Origin of the sequence: Massilia sp. Root418 (genome assembly GCF_001425265.1) — a bacterium.
GTDB lineage: Bacteria > Pseudomonadota > Gammaproteobacteria > Burkholderiales > Burkholderiaceae_D > Rugamonas.
This window is the reverse complement of record NZ_LMEC01000011.1, coordinates 393,990-410,954: the sequence shown is the minus strand read 5'-3', so window position 1 is coordinate 410,954 and position 16,965 is coordinate 393,990. Positions and strand designations below refer to the sequence as shown.

General features: G+C 68.1%; 11 protein-coding genes. 4 read left to right on the top strand and 7 right to left on the bottom strand.

The genetic code is table 11. The features are described from left to right. Position 1 precedes the first annotated feature (1 nt). From ASC94_RS09260 to ASC94_RS09240, 5 genes are all read right to left on the bottom strand, one after another. Complete coding sequence (locus ASC94_RS09260; protein WP_056393600.1) at positions 2-3,661, bottom strand: tubulin-like doman-containing protein; 3,660 nt, start codon at positions 3,659-3,661, stop codon at positions 2-4. A 22-nt stretch (positions 3,662-3,683) separates the two neighbouring features. After that, positions 3,684-4,145: a hypothetical protein gene (locus tag ASC94_RS09255; RefSeq protein ID WP_056393598.1), complete on the bottom strand. Its 462-nt coding sequence runs from the start codon at positions 4,143-4,145 to the stop codon at positions 3,684-3,686. A 28-nt stretch (positions 4,146-4,173) separates the two neighbouring features. After that, complete coding sequence (locus ASC94_RS09250) at positions 4,174-5,697, bottom strand: hypothetical protein (RefSeq protein WP_056393596.1); 1,524 nt, start codon at positions 5,695-5,697, stop codon at positions 4,174-4,176. Further along, the gene (locus ASC94_RS09245; protein ID WP_056393593.1) at positions 5,694-7,346 is read right to left on the bottom strand and encodes a hypothetical protein; all 1,653 of its coding nucleotides are present in this window, start codon (positions 7,344-7,346) and stop codon (positions 5,694-5,696) included. The genes ASC94_RS09250 and ASC94_RS09245 overlap by 4 nt, the downstream gene beginning before the upstream one ends. A 179-nt stretch (positions 7,347-7,525) precedes the next feature. Then, positions 7,526-8,008 (bottom strand): cache domain-containing protein, encoded by a 483-nt coding sequence (locus ASC94_RS09240; RefSeq protein ID WP_200955621.1) that lies wholly within the window; start codon positions 8,006-8,008, stop codon positions 7,526-7,528. 206 nt (positions 8,009-8,214) lie between these two features. On the opposite strand from ASC94_RS09240, the gene ASC94_RS09235 reads away from it, so the two are divergent. Both ASC94_RS09235 and ASC94_RS09230 read left to right on the top strand, forming a co-directional pair. Next, positions 8,215-9,312 carry a hypothetical protein gene (locus ASC94_RS09235; protein WP_056393591.1) on the top strand — a complete coding sequence of 366 codons (1,098 nt, stop codon included), beginning with the start codon at positions 8,215-8,217 and terminating at the stop codon, positions 9,310-9,312. Then, positions 9,309-10,811, top strand: a complete 1,503-nt coding sequence (locus ASC94_RS09230) for a choice-of-anchor X domain-containing protein (protein ID WP_056393590.1) — start codon at positions 9,309-9,311, stop codon at positions 10,809-10,811. Before ASC94_RS09235 ends, ASC94_RS09230 begins: the two co-directional genes overlap by 4 nt. 9 nt (positions 10,812-10,820) lie before the next feature. Here the strand turns inward: ASC94_RS09230 and ASC94_RS09225 are convergent, their stop codons facing one another. Then, entirely contained in the window at positions 10,821-11,276 is a 456-nt protein-coding gene (locus tag ASC94_RS09225) for a hypothetical protein (protein WP_056393588.1), read from the bottom strand. Between the two features lie 151 nt (positions 11,277-11,427). Between ASC94_RS09225 and ASC94_RS09220 the strand changes: the two genes are divergently transcribed. Both ASC94_RS09220 and ASC94_RS09215 read left to right on the top strand, forming a co-directional pair. After that, a complete protein-coding gene (locus tag ASC94_RS09220; protein ID WP_229417225.1) occupies positions 11,428-12,516 on the top strand; it encodes a hypothetical protein in 1,089 nt (362 codons plus the stop codon). A gap of 27 nt (positions 12,517-12,543) precedes the next feature. Further along, positions 12,544-16,014 carry an ATP-binding protein gene (locus tag ASC94_RS09215; protein WP_056393582.1) on the top strand — a complete coding sequence of 1,157 codons (3,471 nt, stop codon included), beginning with the start codon at positions 12,544-12,546 and terminating at the stop codon, positions 16,012-16,014. A gap of 10 nt (positions 16,015-16,024) precedes the next feature. On the opposite strand, the gene ASC94_RS09210 is transcribed toward ASC94_RS09215, so the two are convergent. Further along, positions 16,025-16,954, bottom strand: coding sequence for a LysR family transcriptional regulator (locus ASC94_RS09210; protein WP_229417224.1), 930 nt, complete (start codon positions 16,952-16,954; stop codon positions 16,025-16,027). Positions 16,955-16,965: the final 11 nt, after the last annotated feature.

The window sequence follows — 16,965 nt, the reverse complement described above, 5'->3', positions numbered from 1 at the left end:
CTTATTCGGGATCGGGGATGTCGTCATGCGGGTCCGGGATGGCCGCGCCGAGCAGCGGCGCGATATCCGGCATCTCGCTGGCCAGCTTCCACTGGTCCACGCGCGGCACCCATTGCATATTCCACACCTTGGTATTGCCATCCACCTCGCCCGCCATGATGCGCTGCGCCAGTTCCGGCAAGCCGTACGGCCCTTGCTGCGTCTTGTTGACGAATACCTTGTAGCGCACCGGCGCCACGGCCGAGAAGGGAGCTAGCGCCACGGCGGCCGCAGGCGACGGTGCCAATGCGGGCGCCGATGCCGGTGCCTCGCCCAGCACGCGCGCGGCCGCCGCATCGCCGGCCAGCATTTCCGGCTTGAGCACGCGCTTGTCCACCGCCTGCTGGACCTCCCAGCTATAAGCGTCGGTGGACGACCCGGCAACCGGATCGCTCCATACCGTCAGCAGCTCCAGCGCGCGCTCCACCGGCGCAGCAGGCCCGCCCGCGTTCAAGGCCTGCGCGCGCTTCAGCCACTCGTCATGCAGACGCTTGGCGGTGATGTTCGGCAGCGACGGCGACGGCAGTTCGGCCCCCGTCTCGTCCACTTCCAGCTTGGGCTGGTACACCCGGTGCTGGTAGAAGCGCATCAGCGCCGCCAGCAGCACGAACTGGTGCGGGCCCATGCGCGCCAGGCGCTGCTGCACCGCGCCGACCACCTGGTCGCGGTAATAGGCTGGCAGCCCGTTGGAGCGGATGGCAAACTCGTTCCCGATCTGCAGCCATTCGCCCGACCCCTGCTCCACTTCAAACAGGTACTGTCCGCGCGGCTGGAACAGCGCCTCGCGGTCCGCCAGGTCCGCCTTGCGCTTGATGACCCCCAGCGCAATCGCCTGCAGGAACCACTCGTAGTCGTCGGCCAGCCGGTTCAGCTCATCCATCGAGGGCGCGATCGGGTGGCGGAAGCGCGTGGAGTCGAAATGCAGGTGCGTCGGGATCTTGGGATTCTCGATCTGGTAAGAGGTGCGCCAGGTCGGCAGGCCGCGCAGCACCGTCATGGGCACGCCGGACAGCTCGATGTAGCACACCGCGCGCCCGCCGATGCCGGTGTTCACGATGCTCACCAGGTCGCCGTGGAAGAAGCCGGTCGGCACGGCCGCCTTGATCTCCGGCTCCAGCTTGCGCCACGCGTTGGCGTCGCCCACCCCGATGAAGCACTTGAACTGGTCGGCGTTGGGCGTGAACTCGGCCGAAAAGCGCGCGTTCACCCACGGCATGGCGCTGCGTATCCATTCGTTGAAGGTATGCTGCCGCTCCTGCGGCGACATGGCCATCAGCCGTTCCAGCAGCGGGTCCGGCGGCGACTGGCCCTCTTCCAGCTGCTCGCTGCTCAGCTGCGTCTGCGCGCGGCGGAACAGCTTGAGCAGCAGCATGGAACGCAGCTTCTCGTCGCCCAGTTGCGGGAACAGGCGCGCCGAGCCGCCGAACTCCAGCAGCACTTCCTCGCTCCACACGCTGATGTCGCCGGTCAGCTTCACCGCCTCGGGCACCGTGTCGCTGGCCAGCTTCATGTAGGTGGCGTGTTCATGCTGCGCGTCCGCCCGCAGCTGCGCAATGCGCTGGTCCACCGCGCCCAGCATGGCTTCCACGCAACGGCGCCCCTCCTGCAGCTCGCCGGCGATGCCGTTCCATACCGCCTGGCCCTGTTCGTCCACCGACTGCGCATCGCCCAGCCAGGCCGACATGGAGCGCAGCAGCTCCACCGACTGGCCGGCCGCCACGGCCAGCATGTGGAAGCGCAGGTAATCGGCGATGTCGCGCTTCAGGTGCGCCATCACCTCGCGCGACTGCGCCTCGCTGCCAAACATCTTGGACGCGGCCTGCGACAGGTTGTTCAGCGATTCCTCCACCTGGCGCGTACGCAGCGCGTCGCGGATGTCGCGATAGCGCTTGCCGTTGCGTTCCATGTGCACCAGGTCGCGCTGCGAAATGCGGGCCTTGATCTGCTCCAGCAGCGACAGTACGAACTCCAGGCCGCCCTGCTTGCGGTCGTCCAGCAACGCGTACAGCTGCTCGCGCGCACGGCCCTTCAGGCGCTGCAGCAGTTCGGCCGTGTGGCGCTTCAGGCGGTCCTCGCTGGTCTCGGCGGTGGCGCCGGCTTCGCGGATGGCGTCGCGCTCCAGGTGGGGCAGCAGCTCGGCTACTTTTTCGCGCCACTGTTTCAGCTCGTAGTCCCCCATGATCCGGTCGATCTCCAGCTGTACCTTGCTCTCCACGCGTTCCAGCAGGGAGCGCTCGTCCTTGTCCATCAGCAGCTGGTCGGTGAGCGCGTACTCCTGGAACGGCGTCACGTCCACCGTGCCCTTCTTGAAGTCCGGGAACTCGTCGAAGGGGTGCTCGGACATGGCCATCTGCTCGCGCATGAAGATGTCGCGCTCCTGGTCGCCGGCGCGGCGCGCCTTGCTGCCGTCGCTGCCGAGCAGGCCGAAGAAGGCCTTCACCATCAGCGCCGCCAGCTCGTAGGCGCGGATGTCTTCGCGCAGGCTCTGCTGGGTGTCCAGCACGGCCTGGCCGAAGGCCGAGTACACCTTGGAATAGGACAGACGCATGTCGCCGAAGCGCTGCTCCGGCACGCGCGGGTTGAAGGGCCCCAGCTTGTGCTGCTGCTGGTTGACCGCCACCGAACGCTTGCGGTTGGCGAAATCGGCCGAGGCGAAATCCTCGAACAGCGAATCGGCCACCATCTGGTAGACGTCCTTCACGTCCTGCGTGGCCTTGTTGGCCAGGTTGGCGGTGTCGACGAAGTAGACGTCGTCGAACGGCGCGCCGCGGCCGGTCAGGCTGTCCGGGTCGGCCCAGCGCACTTGCGCGTTCATGTCGCGCATGGCCGTTTCCAGTTCCATCAGCGTGGCGTAGGCATTGGCCTCGGTGCGTTCCTTGTTGGCCTTGGCGTAGCCGGACGGCATAAACATCACCAGGTCCACCTGGCTGTCCGCCACCTCTTGGCGCGCGATGGCCTTGGCGATCCAGCCCAGGTCCATGGCCGTGCCGGCGCCGGTGCCGCCGGCGTTGGAGCCGATGACCACGATGCGGAATTTGGACGTATCCACCTGCAGGCCGAGGCGCTGGTAATTCTCCTTGCGCTCGTTGCCCGCGTTACTGCTCAGGAAATTCAGCGCGCCCTTGATGCGGCCGCGCAGCTTGGGGTATTTGTCGTACAGGTAAAGGCGCGCGACGGCGCGGATCTGGCCGGCGCCCTTGGAGGGATCGATACCCAGCGAACGCAGCTTTTTCGGTCGCAGCGGCATCCAGCTTTCGATCAGCGGGAAGCGCGCCAGGCTGTCGTCGGACTCGTGGTATTGCTGCAGGTCGATCGATTCGACCAGGCGTTCCTCGTCGCTCAGCTTCACCAGCTCGTACCACGGGTCGGTGCGCTGCGACTTGCCTTCGTCGATCACCGCCCCGCTGTCCAGGTCCACGTGCAGGAAGCGCGCCACCGGGAACTGGCCGATGGATTCCACGCGCGTGGGATGGCGGCGGTTCCACACCGCCGACAGGATGCGGCGGCGGATGCGCATCATCACTTCCATGCCTGTGCCGCCGGCGCCGATGAACAGCGTGGGGCGCAGGTCGACTTTGAGTTCGGCTTTCTTGCCAGCGCCGTTGTTCGGGAATTCTGCCATGGTCTCTCCTGGACGCAGTGGATTAACGGCGGCCCGTCACCAGCGCGCCCGCCAGCGAGGCGACCCCGAGGACGAGCAAGGTGCCGGTGATGGCCAAGGTGAGGAATTTGCTGGCGTTCAGCACGGCCAGCACGGCGGCTGCGCTCAGGAAGGCCAGGCCGAAGAACATGAGCCAGCCCGCCGTGTCGGCCGACGACGGCGCCACGCGGCGGCGCACCAGGTGATTCGAGTACGCGTTGCGGGCAAAGAAGAACACGATCAGCAGCACCAGGAACACGGCCCCGCCGATGGCCAGGTCGCGCGTGGAGGTATCGGTGGCCGGTGCGCCCTGCACCGGCGCCACTTCAATCGGCGCGCCCGGCGCTGTGGCTGCGGGTGCGCCGCCCGGCGGCACCGGCGACAGCGTGGGTTCGGCGGACGGCTTGGCATTCGGGTCGGCCTGGTTGCCGGGGATCTTGAAGCCTGGGTCGGTATTGTTTTGCATTCTGGTTGATCCTGATAGGGGCGGGATGTTAGCGGCCGAGGCGGACTTGCGCACCGTCGCGCAGATCCGTCAGTGTATTGCCAAATAAGGTGGTGTTCAGCACGGCGACCTTGTTGCCGGCCTTGTCGAACAGCGGCTGGCTGTTGCCGGCCTTGACGTGCAGCGTGCGCAGCTCGCCTTCCACGGTGACCTGCACCTTGCGCGGACGCGTGGCGGCCAGCACTGCGGCGCCGCCGGCCAGCAGCAGCGCCGCCACCCCGCCCAGCAGCGCCAGCAAGGGCGCGATGCCGAAGCGCATGCGCACTTCCAGCGGCAGCACGGCGCGCGAACCCTGCACCTGGCTGGGCGGGGTGAAGATGTCCGGCAGCGGGTCGCCCGGGAACAGCGTGGCCATGCGTTCGCGGAAGGCTTGCGACAATTCCAGTTTCTGTTCGCTCAGCTGCACCTCGATGGCGCCGGGCAGCACGGCGGCCGAGCCGGCGGCCTTGACCGCCTCCAGCGACCATTTGCCGGGCAGGTGCGCCACCGGCAGCGCCATGGTGGAGGACAGCGGCTGCGACTTGCCGGGCGCCAGGCCGCTCACCGTTTCGGCCCCCAGCGCGATCGGCTTTTCCGCGCCGGCCAGCACGGAGCGCGCGGCCAGGCGCGCGCTGGTGATCGTGTAGGGGTAGATGGTGTTCTCCAGGCGCCACTGGATGCGCGCGTCCGGCGTACCGCCCGCGCCCGCGGCGGCGGCAGCGGAGGCGCCCGCGTCGATGTCGGCACGCAGGATGCCGCTGGGCTGGGTGGAGAAGGTCACGCCCGGCACATTCTCCACTTTGGCGGGGTACAGCCGCACCGTGTCCTGGTCCAGCGGCTTGAGACGCGCCGGCGGCTCAGTGATGACTTTCTGCAGGCGGCCCGTGCGCAGCAGCGCGTCCAGATCGCGCGCGCCCTGGTCCTGGACGGCGAACACGTAGATCATCATGCCGCTGGCGCGGTAGCGGCCCTGCACCGGCATGTGCAGCGGGAAGGCCAGCGCCTTCTTGATGCTGGCGCCGTGGTGGATCAGCTCATAGAATTCGCGGTTGCGCTGCGCGGTGGCCTGGTCGTTATTGGGGCTGTTCTTGTTGTTGGTGAAGAGCCAGACCAGGCCGGGCTTGCCGCCCAGCGCGGTGGCGATGGAGGCGCTGACCGCCTCGCCCAGGTCGGTGTCCGCCAGCGCATTGCTGCCGGGCTTTTTAGCGGCGGCCAGCGGCGCCAGCGCACCGGCGACGGCGGCGCGCTGCGGCTGGTCGTTCACCTGCGCGGCCAGCAGCGCTTTCGGCGACGGCGCGCCGGGCACGCTCTGGTTGAAGGCCGCCAGCACCAGCGCGTCGCCGGGCTGGATGGCGGCCAGCACCACCTCCGTCACCAGGGCTTTGTACTGCGAGGCCGGGTCGGTGTAGAAAGGCTCCATCCAGCCCGAGTTCTGCACGAGAAAAACATGCGACACCGGCGCGGCCAGCGCCATCGCCCCCGGCACGGCCAGTGTGCACGCCAGCGCCAGCGCAGGCAGCAAGCCCCGCCTCATGGCAGCGCTTTCAAATGCCAGCCGCGAATCTCGTTCCAGCTCGGGTGGTGCAGCCACAGGCAATCGTCATATACGAAGGGCTGGCAATCGCCGGGATGCGACAGGCGCACCGCCTCGTCCAGGATCACGTTGCGCTGTCCCACCCATTCGATCAGCGTGCGCTGGATCACCGCGCCGCCCAGCGCATCCTCGGCCTTCGCAGGCGGACGTTCCATGCGCAGCACCAGGCCAGTGGGCTGGCTGCGCGTGCTGCTCACGTTCTCCAGCAGCGGCAGCACCAGCGCCGAGTCGCGCGTCTGGTCTTCCACGTTTTCCACGTCCCACGGCTCGTTCTTCACCTGGTGGCCGCGCCGGAACAGCAGCGTGCCGAAGCCGAGCCGCGCGCCGTCCAGCAGCGCATGCTCCTGCGCCTGCGCCACGCCCAGTTCGCGGAAGGAATAACCCTGGCCAAGGTGATGGCCGATCTGCCACAACCGCCCGTCGCGGCTGCGCGCCGGCGCGCCCAGCTGCAAGCGTGGCGCCCAGTCTGCAGGCCACGGCAGCCACTGCGGCGCACTGCCCGGGCGCCACACCAGATGCCCCCGTGCGTGCAGCCAGATCAGCTTACCGTCATAACTCAAAGGACGCGACCAGCCTTCGGCCGGGATGACGCCGTCGGCTGCGCGCGGCGGGTTATCAACCCGCCCTACGGGGACATCGGCAACATCAGCGGCGTCCGGATCCGGAATCGCGTCCTCCGGAGTCCCCGTAGGGCGGGTGAGCGCAGCGTAATCCATCGGCTCCGCCGGCTCCGCCGCAATCTCCAGCGTCTCCCCATCCGCCCCATCCGCATTAGCGGTCCACAGCCGCACGCCGTCCGCCGCCACGATCAGGCAGGCCATGCGCCGTCCCGCCATGCCCGGCGAACTGGCCAGCCGCGCCGACAGCACCACCTCGGTATGAAAACTCTCGCTGACCGGATTGACCACCAGCCTGACCAGCCCCTGCGCCGACGGCACCAGCGCCACCTCGCCGCGCCTGGCCGCACCGTGCGCGGGCAGCCAGGCATACGCGGACGCGCTGAACGTCAGGTCCGCCAGATGGTCCTCGCTCGTCATCACATGCCAGCGCGCGGCGGCCGGGTCCCAATACTGCAGCACGTTGCGCGTGTACGCCAGCGCCAGCAAGCGCTGCGCGGCAAAGCCGAAATCGGCTGCTGCAAACATGCACACCGCGTTCGGCGGCGCCGGTATCTTCACTTCCGCCTGCCCGACCTCCGGCTCCGGCGGACGCGTTTCCAGGCTGGCCGCCAGCGGCAGCGCCGTCAGCGGCAGGCCGTGCGGCGCGTGCCGGGGCAAGGGCGCCTCGTTCACCGGCAGCGGCGCCGTGCTCGGGCCCCACCACGCGGGCAGGCCTTGCGCCGGCGGCGCGCATACCTGCAGCGCGGCGCCGCATTCCGGGCAGTACGCAAAACCCTCGGGATAAATGGCTGCGTGCGCGCAGCCCGCAGGCAGCGACGCGCCCAATAGCTGCGCCACGTCCGGCAGGCGGCTGCGCGCCTGCGCCTGCCACTCGATACGGCTTAAGCCCTGGCTGGACGCCAGCTGAAATTGCCCACTTTCGTCGTCCTCCAGCCAGACGCTGTCGGAAGTCTCCCACCTGTATGCCATGTATACGCTCGAATTGATCCGCTTGCGGAACCTGAACTCCGCCTGGGCGAGCTCAAGTTGTCCTTTGCATCATAACGCAGCGCCCTGCGGTTCGGGCAAGGCGCCATAAAAAAATACGCCCCATTTTACCGGGGCGTATTGCGCTGTATCGCGGATTTTAGCCGAACTTTTCCTGCGCACTATTTGTAGATGCCGACACCTATCAGCACATCGCCGAATTTCTCGACATAAGTGGATTTGTCTTCCATATTCTTGCTGATGGAATTGGGCCACTTGTAGGACACCCAGCCCTTGCCCGCCGGGCTGTTGGCCACCTTCAGGAATTCCTTGATCGGAAACACGCCGCCGGCGTTCAGTTCCATCAGGTTTTTGTTGACCATCTTGGCGTTCTGGCCGTGCGCCAGCGCCACGCCCTGCTGCTCGCCGGTGGTGCCGAACATGAAGACGTACAGGTCGCCCTTGATGAATTCGCCCTTCGGATCGTTAAAGGCGGCAATCGCCTTCTCGCGGCCGTTCTTTTCCATGAAGGCGCCGGCCTTCTTCACCATCGCCACCGCCTCGTCGGCCGTGCCGCGGTGGTTGGCGTCCTGCGCGCGGGCCGCGCCGCCGATGGATAGGGCCAGTACGGCGGCGAACATCAGCTGGAATGCATGCTTCAACATAAAACGTCTCCTTGGAATGTAAGGCGCGGACAGATCGTTGCCGCCCGGCACCTCCAACATAACACATGCCTTACAGCAACACGATGACTTCCGCAAGCGGGTTGCGCAAACCAGACGCCTGAGTCTGATTTACATCAAATTGCCCTGGCGGCAGCGGCCTAAGCTGAAATGCGGGGTCTTCCCGCGCCGCTTCCGAAAGGATTGCCATGCCTGCTCACATCACCATCCGCGACGGCTCACCCTACTGGTGGGCCAGCACCGATATCTGGGTCGTGCCCGGCGCCGACCCGAACGGCGTGCCCGGCACGCCCGTGGCCGGCCAGCCGGCCTACCTCTGGGCGCACGCCGCCAACACCGGCAGCGCGCTGGCCAACGGCACCCGCATCGACTTCTACTGGGCCGACCCGAGCGCCCAGGTCATTGTCGGCACCGCCAATCCCATCGGCTCGGCCTTTGTGGACCTGGACCTGGACCCGGCCGGCCAGGACGTGCTGTGCCTGGTGCCCTGGGTGCCGGTCGTCGTCAACGGCGGGCATGAATGCCTGCTGGCGGCGGCGCACGGGCCGGACGACGCCAGTCCGATTCCCGACCCGCTGCCGAACGGCTATGTGTTCGACCCGCCCGCGCACGACCAGATCGCGCAGCGCAATATCACCGTGCTGATGGCCAGCATGCTGGCGTCGGCCATGGTGATCAGCGTGCGCGCGCTGCCGCGCCGGGACAAGCAGGCCTTCATCAGCGTGGAATACGGCGGCGAGCTAAATCAGCGCCAGCTGATGCTGCTGGGGCTGGACAAACTGGCGCTGCGCCCCGCGCCGCAGCGCGCCGTGCGCGTGGCGCTGAGCCTGGAGCCCATCTGCGGCGGCAGGCACCGGCACCGCCATGCCGATGGCGCCGATGGTGCCGATGATGCCGATGGCGCCGGGGACGCGGCCCCGCCAGCGGACCAGGAGCAGGTGCTGGCGGTCAGCGTAGCCAAGACCTACGCGGCCGGCTCGGAAGTGGGCGGCGACGAAACGCTGGACCGGGAACCGGGCGCGGCGGAAGACGACACGGGCGCCATCGACAGCGCGGCCCTGGAAGGCGCCGAACACAGCCAGTACAGCCAGTACAGCCAGCACGGCCTGCGGGTGAACCTGCGGCGCGGCACGGCCGCCGCCGTGTACGCCGCCTTCAGCGCGGACGGCCTGCACCCCGGCCAGTACCAGCTGGTGCACATCATCGAACGCAGCCAGGGCAAGGTGGTGGGCGGCGTCAGCTACGTCGTGGTCCAGCCAGACCGGCAACCAGGAGAAGCACCATGAGCGCTACCCCACTCCAGGTGCTCACGCGCCCTTTCGCGATCGAGCCCGTAACCAACATCATGCTGCCGGACGGCATTTTCGACAATGCCATCTACGGCCTGCGCATTGCCGCCCACATCACCAATCTGTCCTCCAGCGCGCTGACCAACGTCACCGTCTGGCTCGAAAGCGTGGGCGACCCCGGCATTGTCCCGGTGGCGCGCACCTTCTATTTCGCCAGCATCCCGGCCGGCGCCGCCGTGCAAGTGATGTGGGACGCCAACTTCCAGCACGCCAGTCCCGGCAAGCCCCTGGTGAGCATCCTGGCGCGCGCCGACGGTTTCACCGCGCGCCGCTCGATCCAGCAGATCTTCGTGTCCGAAACCCGCTTCGACGCCACCAGCAACACCTACACCTGCACGGTGCAGGAAGGCACCCTGGCGGTGTCCGGCCTGAAAGGCCACCTGCCCGGCAAGCGCTGGGGCCAGACCGGGCCGGATGGCAAGGAATGCATCTGCCCACCCGGCGGCGGCCCCATCGTGCCCACCGGCCTGACCATGGTGTGGACGCCCAACCCTGCATTCCCCGGCGTGCACGGCGAGCTGCCCTTTGCCGACCCCTGGTGGAAGATCCTGGCCATCATCATCGCCATCATTGCCGCGCTGGTGGCCATCATCGCGGCCGCGCTGGGCGCGGGCAAGGCCAGCTTCAGCGTGGGCGGCAGCGTGGAGGAAACCGACCCCAGCGTTACCTGCTGCTCGCTGGACGGCGCCGCGTCGGGCGAACCGGAGTACACCGTGGCCGGCGTGGCCTCGGCCATCGCCTCGGTGGCCATCGCCGTGGCCTGCTCGGACGCGGCCGACCCGTTCTGGCGCGGCCAGGAAGCCACGCCGCCGGCGCCGGGCGAACTCACCGTGGGCGAACGCGTGGTGGCCGAATGGACCATGCTGGAAGCACCCAACGCCGGCGTGCCCTACGCCACCGACGTCAGCTGGACCTACCAGCGCTTCACCACCGGGGCCACCTACAGCTACAGCGTGACCGAGACGCAGACCAACATCCACACGGCCGGCGCGGTGGACGTGGAGGCGCCGCCGCAGGTGCAAGCCTTCAGTCCGCTATGGGTGCGCGCCAGGTTCCACCGCGAGGACGGCAGCCTGTTCCACGGCACCGAGCTGTACTCGTTCGCCATCTTCCAGGCGCCGCAGGGCTTGAACTTCGTGATCCCGCTCACCGACGACGGCCTGGGCTTCGACCCCGGCGCCAACGACGGCGCGTACGCGGGCAGCCTGAACCTGGAGCAGGCCTACCGCATCCTGCTCAAGTACGGGCAAACCGTGTACGGCATGTGGCGCATCTTCCTGTTCGCGCAGGACGTGAACCTGACCAAGCCGGGCACGCCGCCGGAGATCGCCGCGCAGCACATCGGCGGCTTCTTCGTGGCCAGCGCCATCGAGATCACCTTCGACGACACGCTGCCCTGCCCGCTCAAGGCGCAGGCCAGCATCATGGTGGTGTAGAGAGGAGGCTTATTCGGCGACGATCTTCTTGGGCGGCGGCGGCGGCGCGAAGGCCACGGTTTCACCGGCGGGCGCGCTGTCCATCGCGTCCGAATATTCGAGCCAGCGGTGCAGCACGTCCATGCGGCGGATCACGATGCCCTTGCTGCTGATGTAACCCACCTGCTCGAAGTTCTCCGGCTTGCTCACCATCTTGCTGGTGGTGGGCAGGTTATCGAGCAGCCGCTCGAAGCACTTGCGCGCCTTCTGCTCCCATTTCGCCAGGGTCGGCTCGGCGAAGCGGTTGCTTTCGTAATAAATGGTCAAGGTGCGGTCGTGGTTGCCGAATCCGACAATGGCTGCGCCCTTGCGCACGGTTTGCAGCACTTCTTCTTTGATGGCCGTGGTCGGCACGAACAGCGCCGCGCGTCCGTCGCCATCGTCAGGCCGTTCCAGCGGCAAATCCATTCCCTTTACTGAGCTCATCGCTGCCTCCTGGCCTGTAGTGTGACACCGGATCTATAAGTTGCCGTCCGGCTATATTCCGACGATTTTACGCGCCTCCCCAGCGCTGTACAAGGAAATTGCAGGGCATATAATGCTGGTGCCTCCAATTTGTATTACTTCTGATTAAAAAATGACACAGTTGTCCGATTTCCAGCCTCCCGCTCCCCCTGCTTGCGCTTCCGCCGAGCCGGCAGCCGGCGCCCTCTCCGCAGAGGCGGTCGACGCGGCCGCGCGCAATGTGGGCGATTTGCTGGCCCTGGCCATCGAATACGCGCCGCCGCAGCGGGCACTGGTGGTCTACGACCGGCGCTGCGAACTGAACCAGGCGCTCACCGCCGCCTACCGCCGCGCGCTGCCGGCCGGCCGCTTCATCGATTTCGATACCGTCTCCCCGGACGCGGTGCTGGCCGCGTTCGCCGAGCTGGGCCGGGACGACCTGGTGGTGCTGATCCAGTCCACCAGCTTCCGCCTGGAAGCGTTCCGCATCCGAATCGAGCTGTTCAAGCGCGGCCTCAAGGTCATCGAGCACGTGCACCTGTCGCGCATGCCCGGCGAGCAGGGCTTGCACTACATCGCCTCGCTGACCTACGACCTGGCGTATTACCGCGGCGTGGGCCGCGCCCTCAAGGCGCGCATCGATGCGGCGCAGTCGGCCGTGGTCGACAGCGGCGAGGGCGCGCTGCTGCGCTTCGACTCGCCGCTGGAACCGGCCAAGCTCAACATCGGCGACTACAGCGGCATGAACAACGTCGGCGGCCAGTTCCCCATCGGCGAAGTGTTCACCGAGGCGCAGGACCTGGAAGCGGTGAGCGGCAAGGTGCGCGTGTTCGTGTTCGGCGACACCTCCTTCCACGTGAACCACCCGGCCCGGCCCATCACCATGATCGTCGAGCGCGGCCGCGTCACCGGCGCCGTCGATTCCACGCCCGAGTTCGACAATATGCTGGCCATCATCCGCGCCCACGAGGGCGAAGTGTGGCTGCGCGAACTGGGCTTCGGCATGAACCGCGCGTTCTCGCGCAACTGCCTGGTGAACGACATCGGCACCTTCGAGCGCATGTGCGGCATCCACCTGTCGCTGGGTGCCAAGCACGGCCAATACCAGAAACCGCAGTTCAAGCGCAAAGATGCGCGCTATCATGTGGACGTGTTCGCCGTGACCGAAGCGGTCTGGCTGGACCAGGAAACGGTCTACCGGGACGGCGCCTGGCAGGTCTAGCGGCACACACCATCGGGAACGGAGCTCATGCACGCAGTCATCAACATGCTGGAAGCGCTGTTCAACCAGATTCCCCTCAGCCTGCTTGAAGTATGGGGCCGGCTGGGCTACCTGATCGGCTTCGCGCTGATGCTGTGCGCTTACGGCGGCATCACGGTGCGCGCCGGCGGGCGCTGGGCACTGGGCATCACCAGCCAGAGCTGGAACAGCCGCGCGCTGCTCGCCGCCATCTTCACCTTCGCCAGCATCTTCCTCACCGGCTACATCGGCTCGGCCATCGTGCTGGTGCCCGGCGCGCAGACCTTTGAATCGCTGAAAGACCTGTCGGTGTTCCTGTGCATCGTGCTGTTCGGCTACCCGGCGCTGCTGGTGGCGCCCTTTGCCTACGGCCTGTCCGACCTGGTAGAAGGCGTGCCGCCGGCCTTCCTCGGCGACTGGCTGTTCGGCTACTTCATCAACCCGGCCTGCTTCTGGCTGGCGCACCAGCTGATCGGGCGCAATCCCGACTTCCGCCGGGCACGCACCTGGGGCTGGTACGCACTGTTCGTGCTGGCCTTCATGGCCATCGAACCGCTGCTATGGGGCTATATCACCTCGCCGCAGTTCACGCCCGAGCTGGCTTACCGCAGCGTCACGCCGGCATTGGTGTTCACCACGCTGATCACCTGGCTCCTGGCGCCCTTCGCCATGCTGCTGGCGCTGCCACTGGCGCGCCGCAGCAACATGTTCTGGGCTGCGCTGCCCTGCCATGTGCAGGAGCGCCGCTTCGGCCAGCCGCACTGGCAATGGGTCACCGGCCCGGACGGCGCGGGCGGCACCGGAGAGGTCCCGGCCGGCGACGAGGGCGGCGTGCCGATTCCCGCCTTCCTGGCCGCGCCCTTCATCGCCCTGGTGCTGCTGATGGTGGGCACCACCGCCTTCCTCACACTGCGCAGCGCGGAAACCTCGGCCGACAAGCTGGCCATGCGCCTGCACCAGGAAATCGCCGACAACATCCGCCTGCGCCTGGACGATTACCTGGCCGCGCGCAGCGCCGCCGGCGGCGAAGCCGTGCCGCGCGACCTGGCTGCCGTGCTGCAGGCCTTGCCACTGGCCGCCCATGGGCGCGCCATCGTGATCGACCGCCTGGGCCGCGCGGTCGCCAGCTCGCAGCCCGCGGCCGATCCCGCCGACCCGGTGGCACCGGCCGCGCTGCAGGCGCTGCTCGCGCATGCCGGCAGCTACGCGGCCATCCACGCGCCGCTGCAGCATAACTTTGACGTCCTCACCAGCAAGCCGCTGTCGCGCGAGCGCTGGCTGATGCTGGCCACGCCATACCGGGACCGGGACGGCGGCCACGACTGGCTGCTGCTGACGGCCATGCCGCAATCCTGGTATCTGGACGGCGTACGCACCGGCAACAGCCAGTCGGCCATGGTGGTGGCGCTGGCCCTGCTGCTGTCGCTGCTGGCGGCCAGCCTGCTGTCGGCGGTGGTGACGGCGCCCATCCGCCGCATCGCGCGCGCCGCCGGCGCCATGGCGGCGGGCGACCTCAGCCAGCGCGTGCCGGTCAGCCGCCTGGCCGAACTGGGCGCGCTGGCGCACGCCTTCAACCACATGGCCGAGCGCCTGCAGAACTCCTTCGACCAGACGCACGCCATGGCCGACCAGCTGGCCGCGCGCGAACGCTCGCTGGAGCAAAGCGAACGGCGCTACCGCAACCTGTACGAGGACGTGCCCATCCCCCTGTTCCGAACCAACCGCGACGGCATGCTGGACGAGATCAACGACGCCGGCATGCGCCTGCTGGGCGTGCAAGAGCGCGACCAGGTGCGGCGCCAGAACGTGCTGGACCTGTACGCCGACCCGGCCGGCCGGGTGCGCTGGCAGGAAGAACTGGAACGCAGCGGCGGCATCTCGCACCGCACCGCCGTGCTGATGCGGCGCCCCAGCGACGGCAAGGAAATGTACGTGAACGTGGTGGCGCGGCCGGTGGCCGACCCGGACACCGGCCAGCTGGCCTACATCGAAGGCTGCGTGGAAGACATCACCGAACGCAAGGAAGCCGAGGACGAGCTGCGCCGCCACCGCGCCCACCTGGAAGAGCTGGTGCGCGAGCGCACCGCCGAACTGTCGGTGGCGCTCAGCCGCGCCGAAGCGGCCAACCGCGCCAAGAGCGTGTTCCTGTCCAATATGAGCCACGAACTGCGCACCCCGCTCAACGCCGTCATCGGCTTCTCGCAGCTGCTGCAGAACGACCCCGGCGTGGGCCCGCAGCAGAAGGAGCAGCTGGCCATGATCAACCGCTCCGGCCACCACCTGCTCACCCTGATCAACGACATCCTGGAACTATCGAAAATCGAGTCCGGCCGCACCGAGCTGCAACTGCTGCCGGTGGACCTGCACAGCCTGTTCGAGTCGGTGCTGGAAATGCTGCGCCTGCGCGCCAGCCAGAACGGCACCACGCTCAAGCTGGAAGCGGCCGGGGTGCCGCCGGTGATCGTGGCGGACGGCGCCAAGCTGCGCCAGGTGCTGCTCAACCTGCTCTCCAACGCCGTCAAATTCACCGAAGGCGGCAGCGTCACCCTGTCGGTGCGCGGCAGCGCCGGCGAGCGCGACACCGTGCGCCTGCGCTTTGCCGTCATCGACACCGGCCCCGGCATCTCCGAGGACGACCGCAACCGCATCTTCCAGCCCTTCATCCAGGCCGGCAACCCCACCAGCCAGGCCGGCACCGGGCTGGGGCTCACCATCAGCCGCGAATTCGTGCAGCTCATGGGCGGCGACCTGCAACTGCAATCGGCACCCGGCGCCGGCTCCACCTTCAGCTTCATGCTCACTGTTGAGCAGCGGCCCGGCGCGCTGTCGCCCGCGCAGGCGCGCGAGCGGGTGGCCGGCCTGCCGGATTCCGAACGCGGCAACACGATCCTGGTGGTGGACGACAACGCCGACGGCCGCCAGCTGCTGCACACCCTGCTCGCACCGCTGGGCTTCCGCCTGCACGAAGCGCGCGACGGCGTGGAAGGCCTGGAGCGCATTCTCGCGCTGCAGCCGGACCTGGTGCTGCTGGACTGGCGCATGCCGCGCATGGACGGCCTGGAAGTGACGCGCCGGGTGCGGGCCCAGCCCGGCCTGAAGCAGCCGCGCATTGTCATCCTCACCGCCAGCGCCTTCGAGGAAGAGCGCCGCGAAGCGCTGCAATCGGGCGCCGACGACTTCCTGCGCAAGCCGCTGGAACAGGACGACCTGTTCGCCATGCTGGAGCTGCAGCTCGGCCTTCACTTCCTGCGCGAGCCGCTGGCCGCCGCCGCCGCCCTGCAGCCGCCACTCAGCGCCGCCGACCTGGCCCCGCTGCCTGCCGAACTGCGCAGCGCGCTGAAGCAAGCCGTCGCCGACCTCGACCTGGCCCGCATCGAGCGCCTGGCCGCGGAACTTCCTCCCGCCTCCCCCGACCTCGCGCCCCGTTTGCGCGCCATGCTGGAGCGCACGGAGTTCAGGCAGCTGTGGGAACTACTTTAGGGAAGCCGCACTAGACTCCCAGCAGCGCCTTGTCCCACGGCGGTATCGGCTGATATTCCGCCACGAGGAAATCGATCAGCGCGCGCACCTTCGGCGAGGGCTGGCGGCTGGCGGGATAGAGGGCGCTGAGATAGTTGAGCGGCAACTCCCAGTCTTCCAGCACCGGCACCAGCGTGCCGTAGAGCAGCGCTTCGCAAGCGAGGAAGGTGGTGCTGTAGACGATGCCCAGGCCGCGCAGGGCCGCCTGATGCAGCACCAGCCCGTTGTTGGCGGTGAAGGCGGCGTTGATGCGCACTGCCCTGCGCTCTTCGCCCCGCGCGAAATGCCAGGTGGCGCCGTCGGTCAGGTGGCTGAAGTGCAGGCACTGGTGCCGCGCCAGGTCTTCCGGCACGGCGGGCCGGCCCGCCCGCTCAAGGTAGGCGGGGCTGGCGCACAGCACGCCCTTGCAGGGGGCCAGCGGGCGCAGCGACAGGGCCCGGCTGTCGGGAATGCCGCCCACCCGTATGGTGAGGTCGAAGCCGTGCTCGATGGGGTCGAGCAGCGCGTCGTCCACGTAGAGCAGGGGCGTGAGCTGCGGATGCGGCAGGCTGAAGCGGGCCACCGCGTCCGCCAGCCAGGCGCTGCCGAAACTGGACGGGGCCTGGATGCGCAGCGGCCCAACCAGCTCGCCGCCCGCCTCGCGCACGCCCGCGACCACGCGCGCCGCTTCCGCCGCCTGCGCCACGGCGGCCATGCATGGCTCCAGATAGGCCTGGCCGACGTCGGTCAGGCTCACTTCGCGCGTGGAGCGGTGCAGCAGCCGCGCTTGCAGTTTGTCTTCCAGCTGCATGATGTGCTTGCTGACCATGGCGCGCGTCAGCCCCAGGCGGCGGCCTGCCTCGCTGAAGCTGCGCAGCCGCGCCACTTCGACAAAAATTTCCATCGCCCTGAGCTGATCCATCGCCTATTGTC

Bases quoted from the DNA above. Each gene is read 5' to 3' on its own strand.
- ASC94_RS09250 (WP_056393596.1), bottom strand. From the start codon at position 5,697: ATGAGGCGGGGCTTGCTGCCTGCGCTGGCGCTGGCGTGCACACTGGCC.
- ASC94_RS09240 (WP_200955621.1), bottom strand. From the start codon at position 8,008: ATGTTGAAGCATGCATTCCAGCTGATGTTCGCCGCCGTACTGGCCCTA.
- ASC94_RS09255 (WP_056393598.1), bottom strand. From the start codon at position 4,145: ATGCAAAACAATACCGACCCAGGCTTCAAGATCCCCGGCAACCAGGCC.
- ASC94_RS09230 (WP_056393590.1), top strand. From the start codon at position 9,309: ATGAGCGCTACCCCACTCCAGGTGCTCACGCGCCCTTTCGCGATCGAG.
- ASC94_RS09260 (WP_056393600.1), bottom strand. From the start codon at position 3,661: ATGGCAGAATTCCCGAACAACGGCGCTGGCAAGAAAGCCGAACTCAAA.
- ASC94_RS09235 (WP_056393591.1), top strand. From the start codon at position 8,215: ATGCCTGCTCACATCACCATCCGCGACGGCTCACCCTACTGGTGGGCC.
- ASC94_RS09225 (WP_056393588.1), bottom strand. From the start codon at position 11,276: ATGAGCTCAGTAAAGGGAATGGATTTGCCGCTGGAACGGCCTGACGAT.
- ASC94_RS09210 (WP_229417224.1), bottom strand. From the start codon at position 16,954: ATGGATCAGCTCAGGGCGATGGAAATTTTTGTCGAAGTGGCGCGGCTG.
- ASC94_RS09215 (WP_056393582.1), top strand. From the start codon at position 12,544: ATGCACGCAGTCATCAACATGCTGGAAGCGCTGTTCAACCAGATTCCC.
- ASC94_RS09245 (WP_056393593.1), bottom strand. From the start codon at position 7,346: ATGGCATACAGGTGGGAGACTTCCGACAGCGTCTGGCTGGAGGACGAC.
- ASC94_RS09220 (WP_229417225.1), top strand. From the start codon at position 11,428: ATGACACAGTTGTCCGATTTCCAGCCTCCCGCTCCCCCTGCTTGCGCT.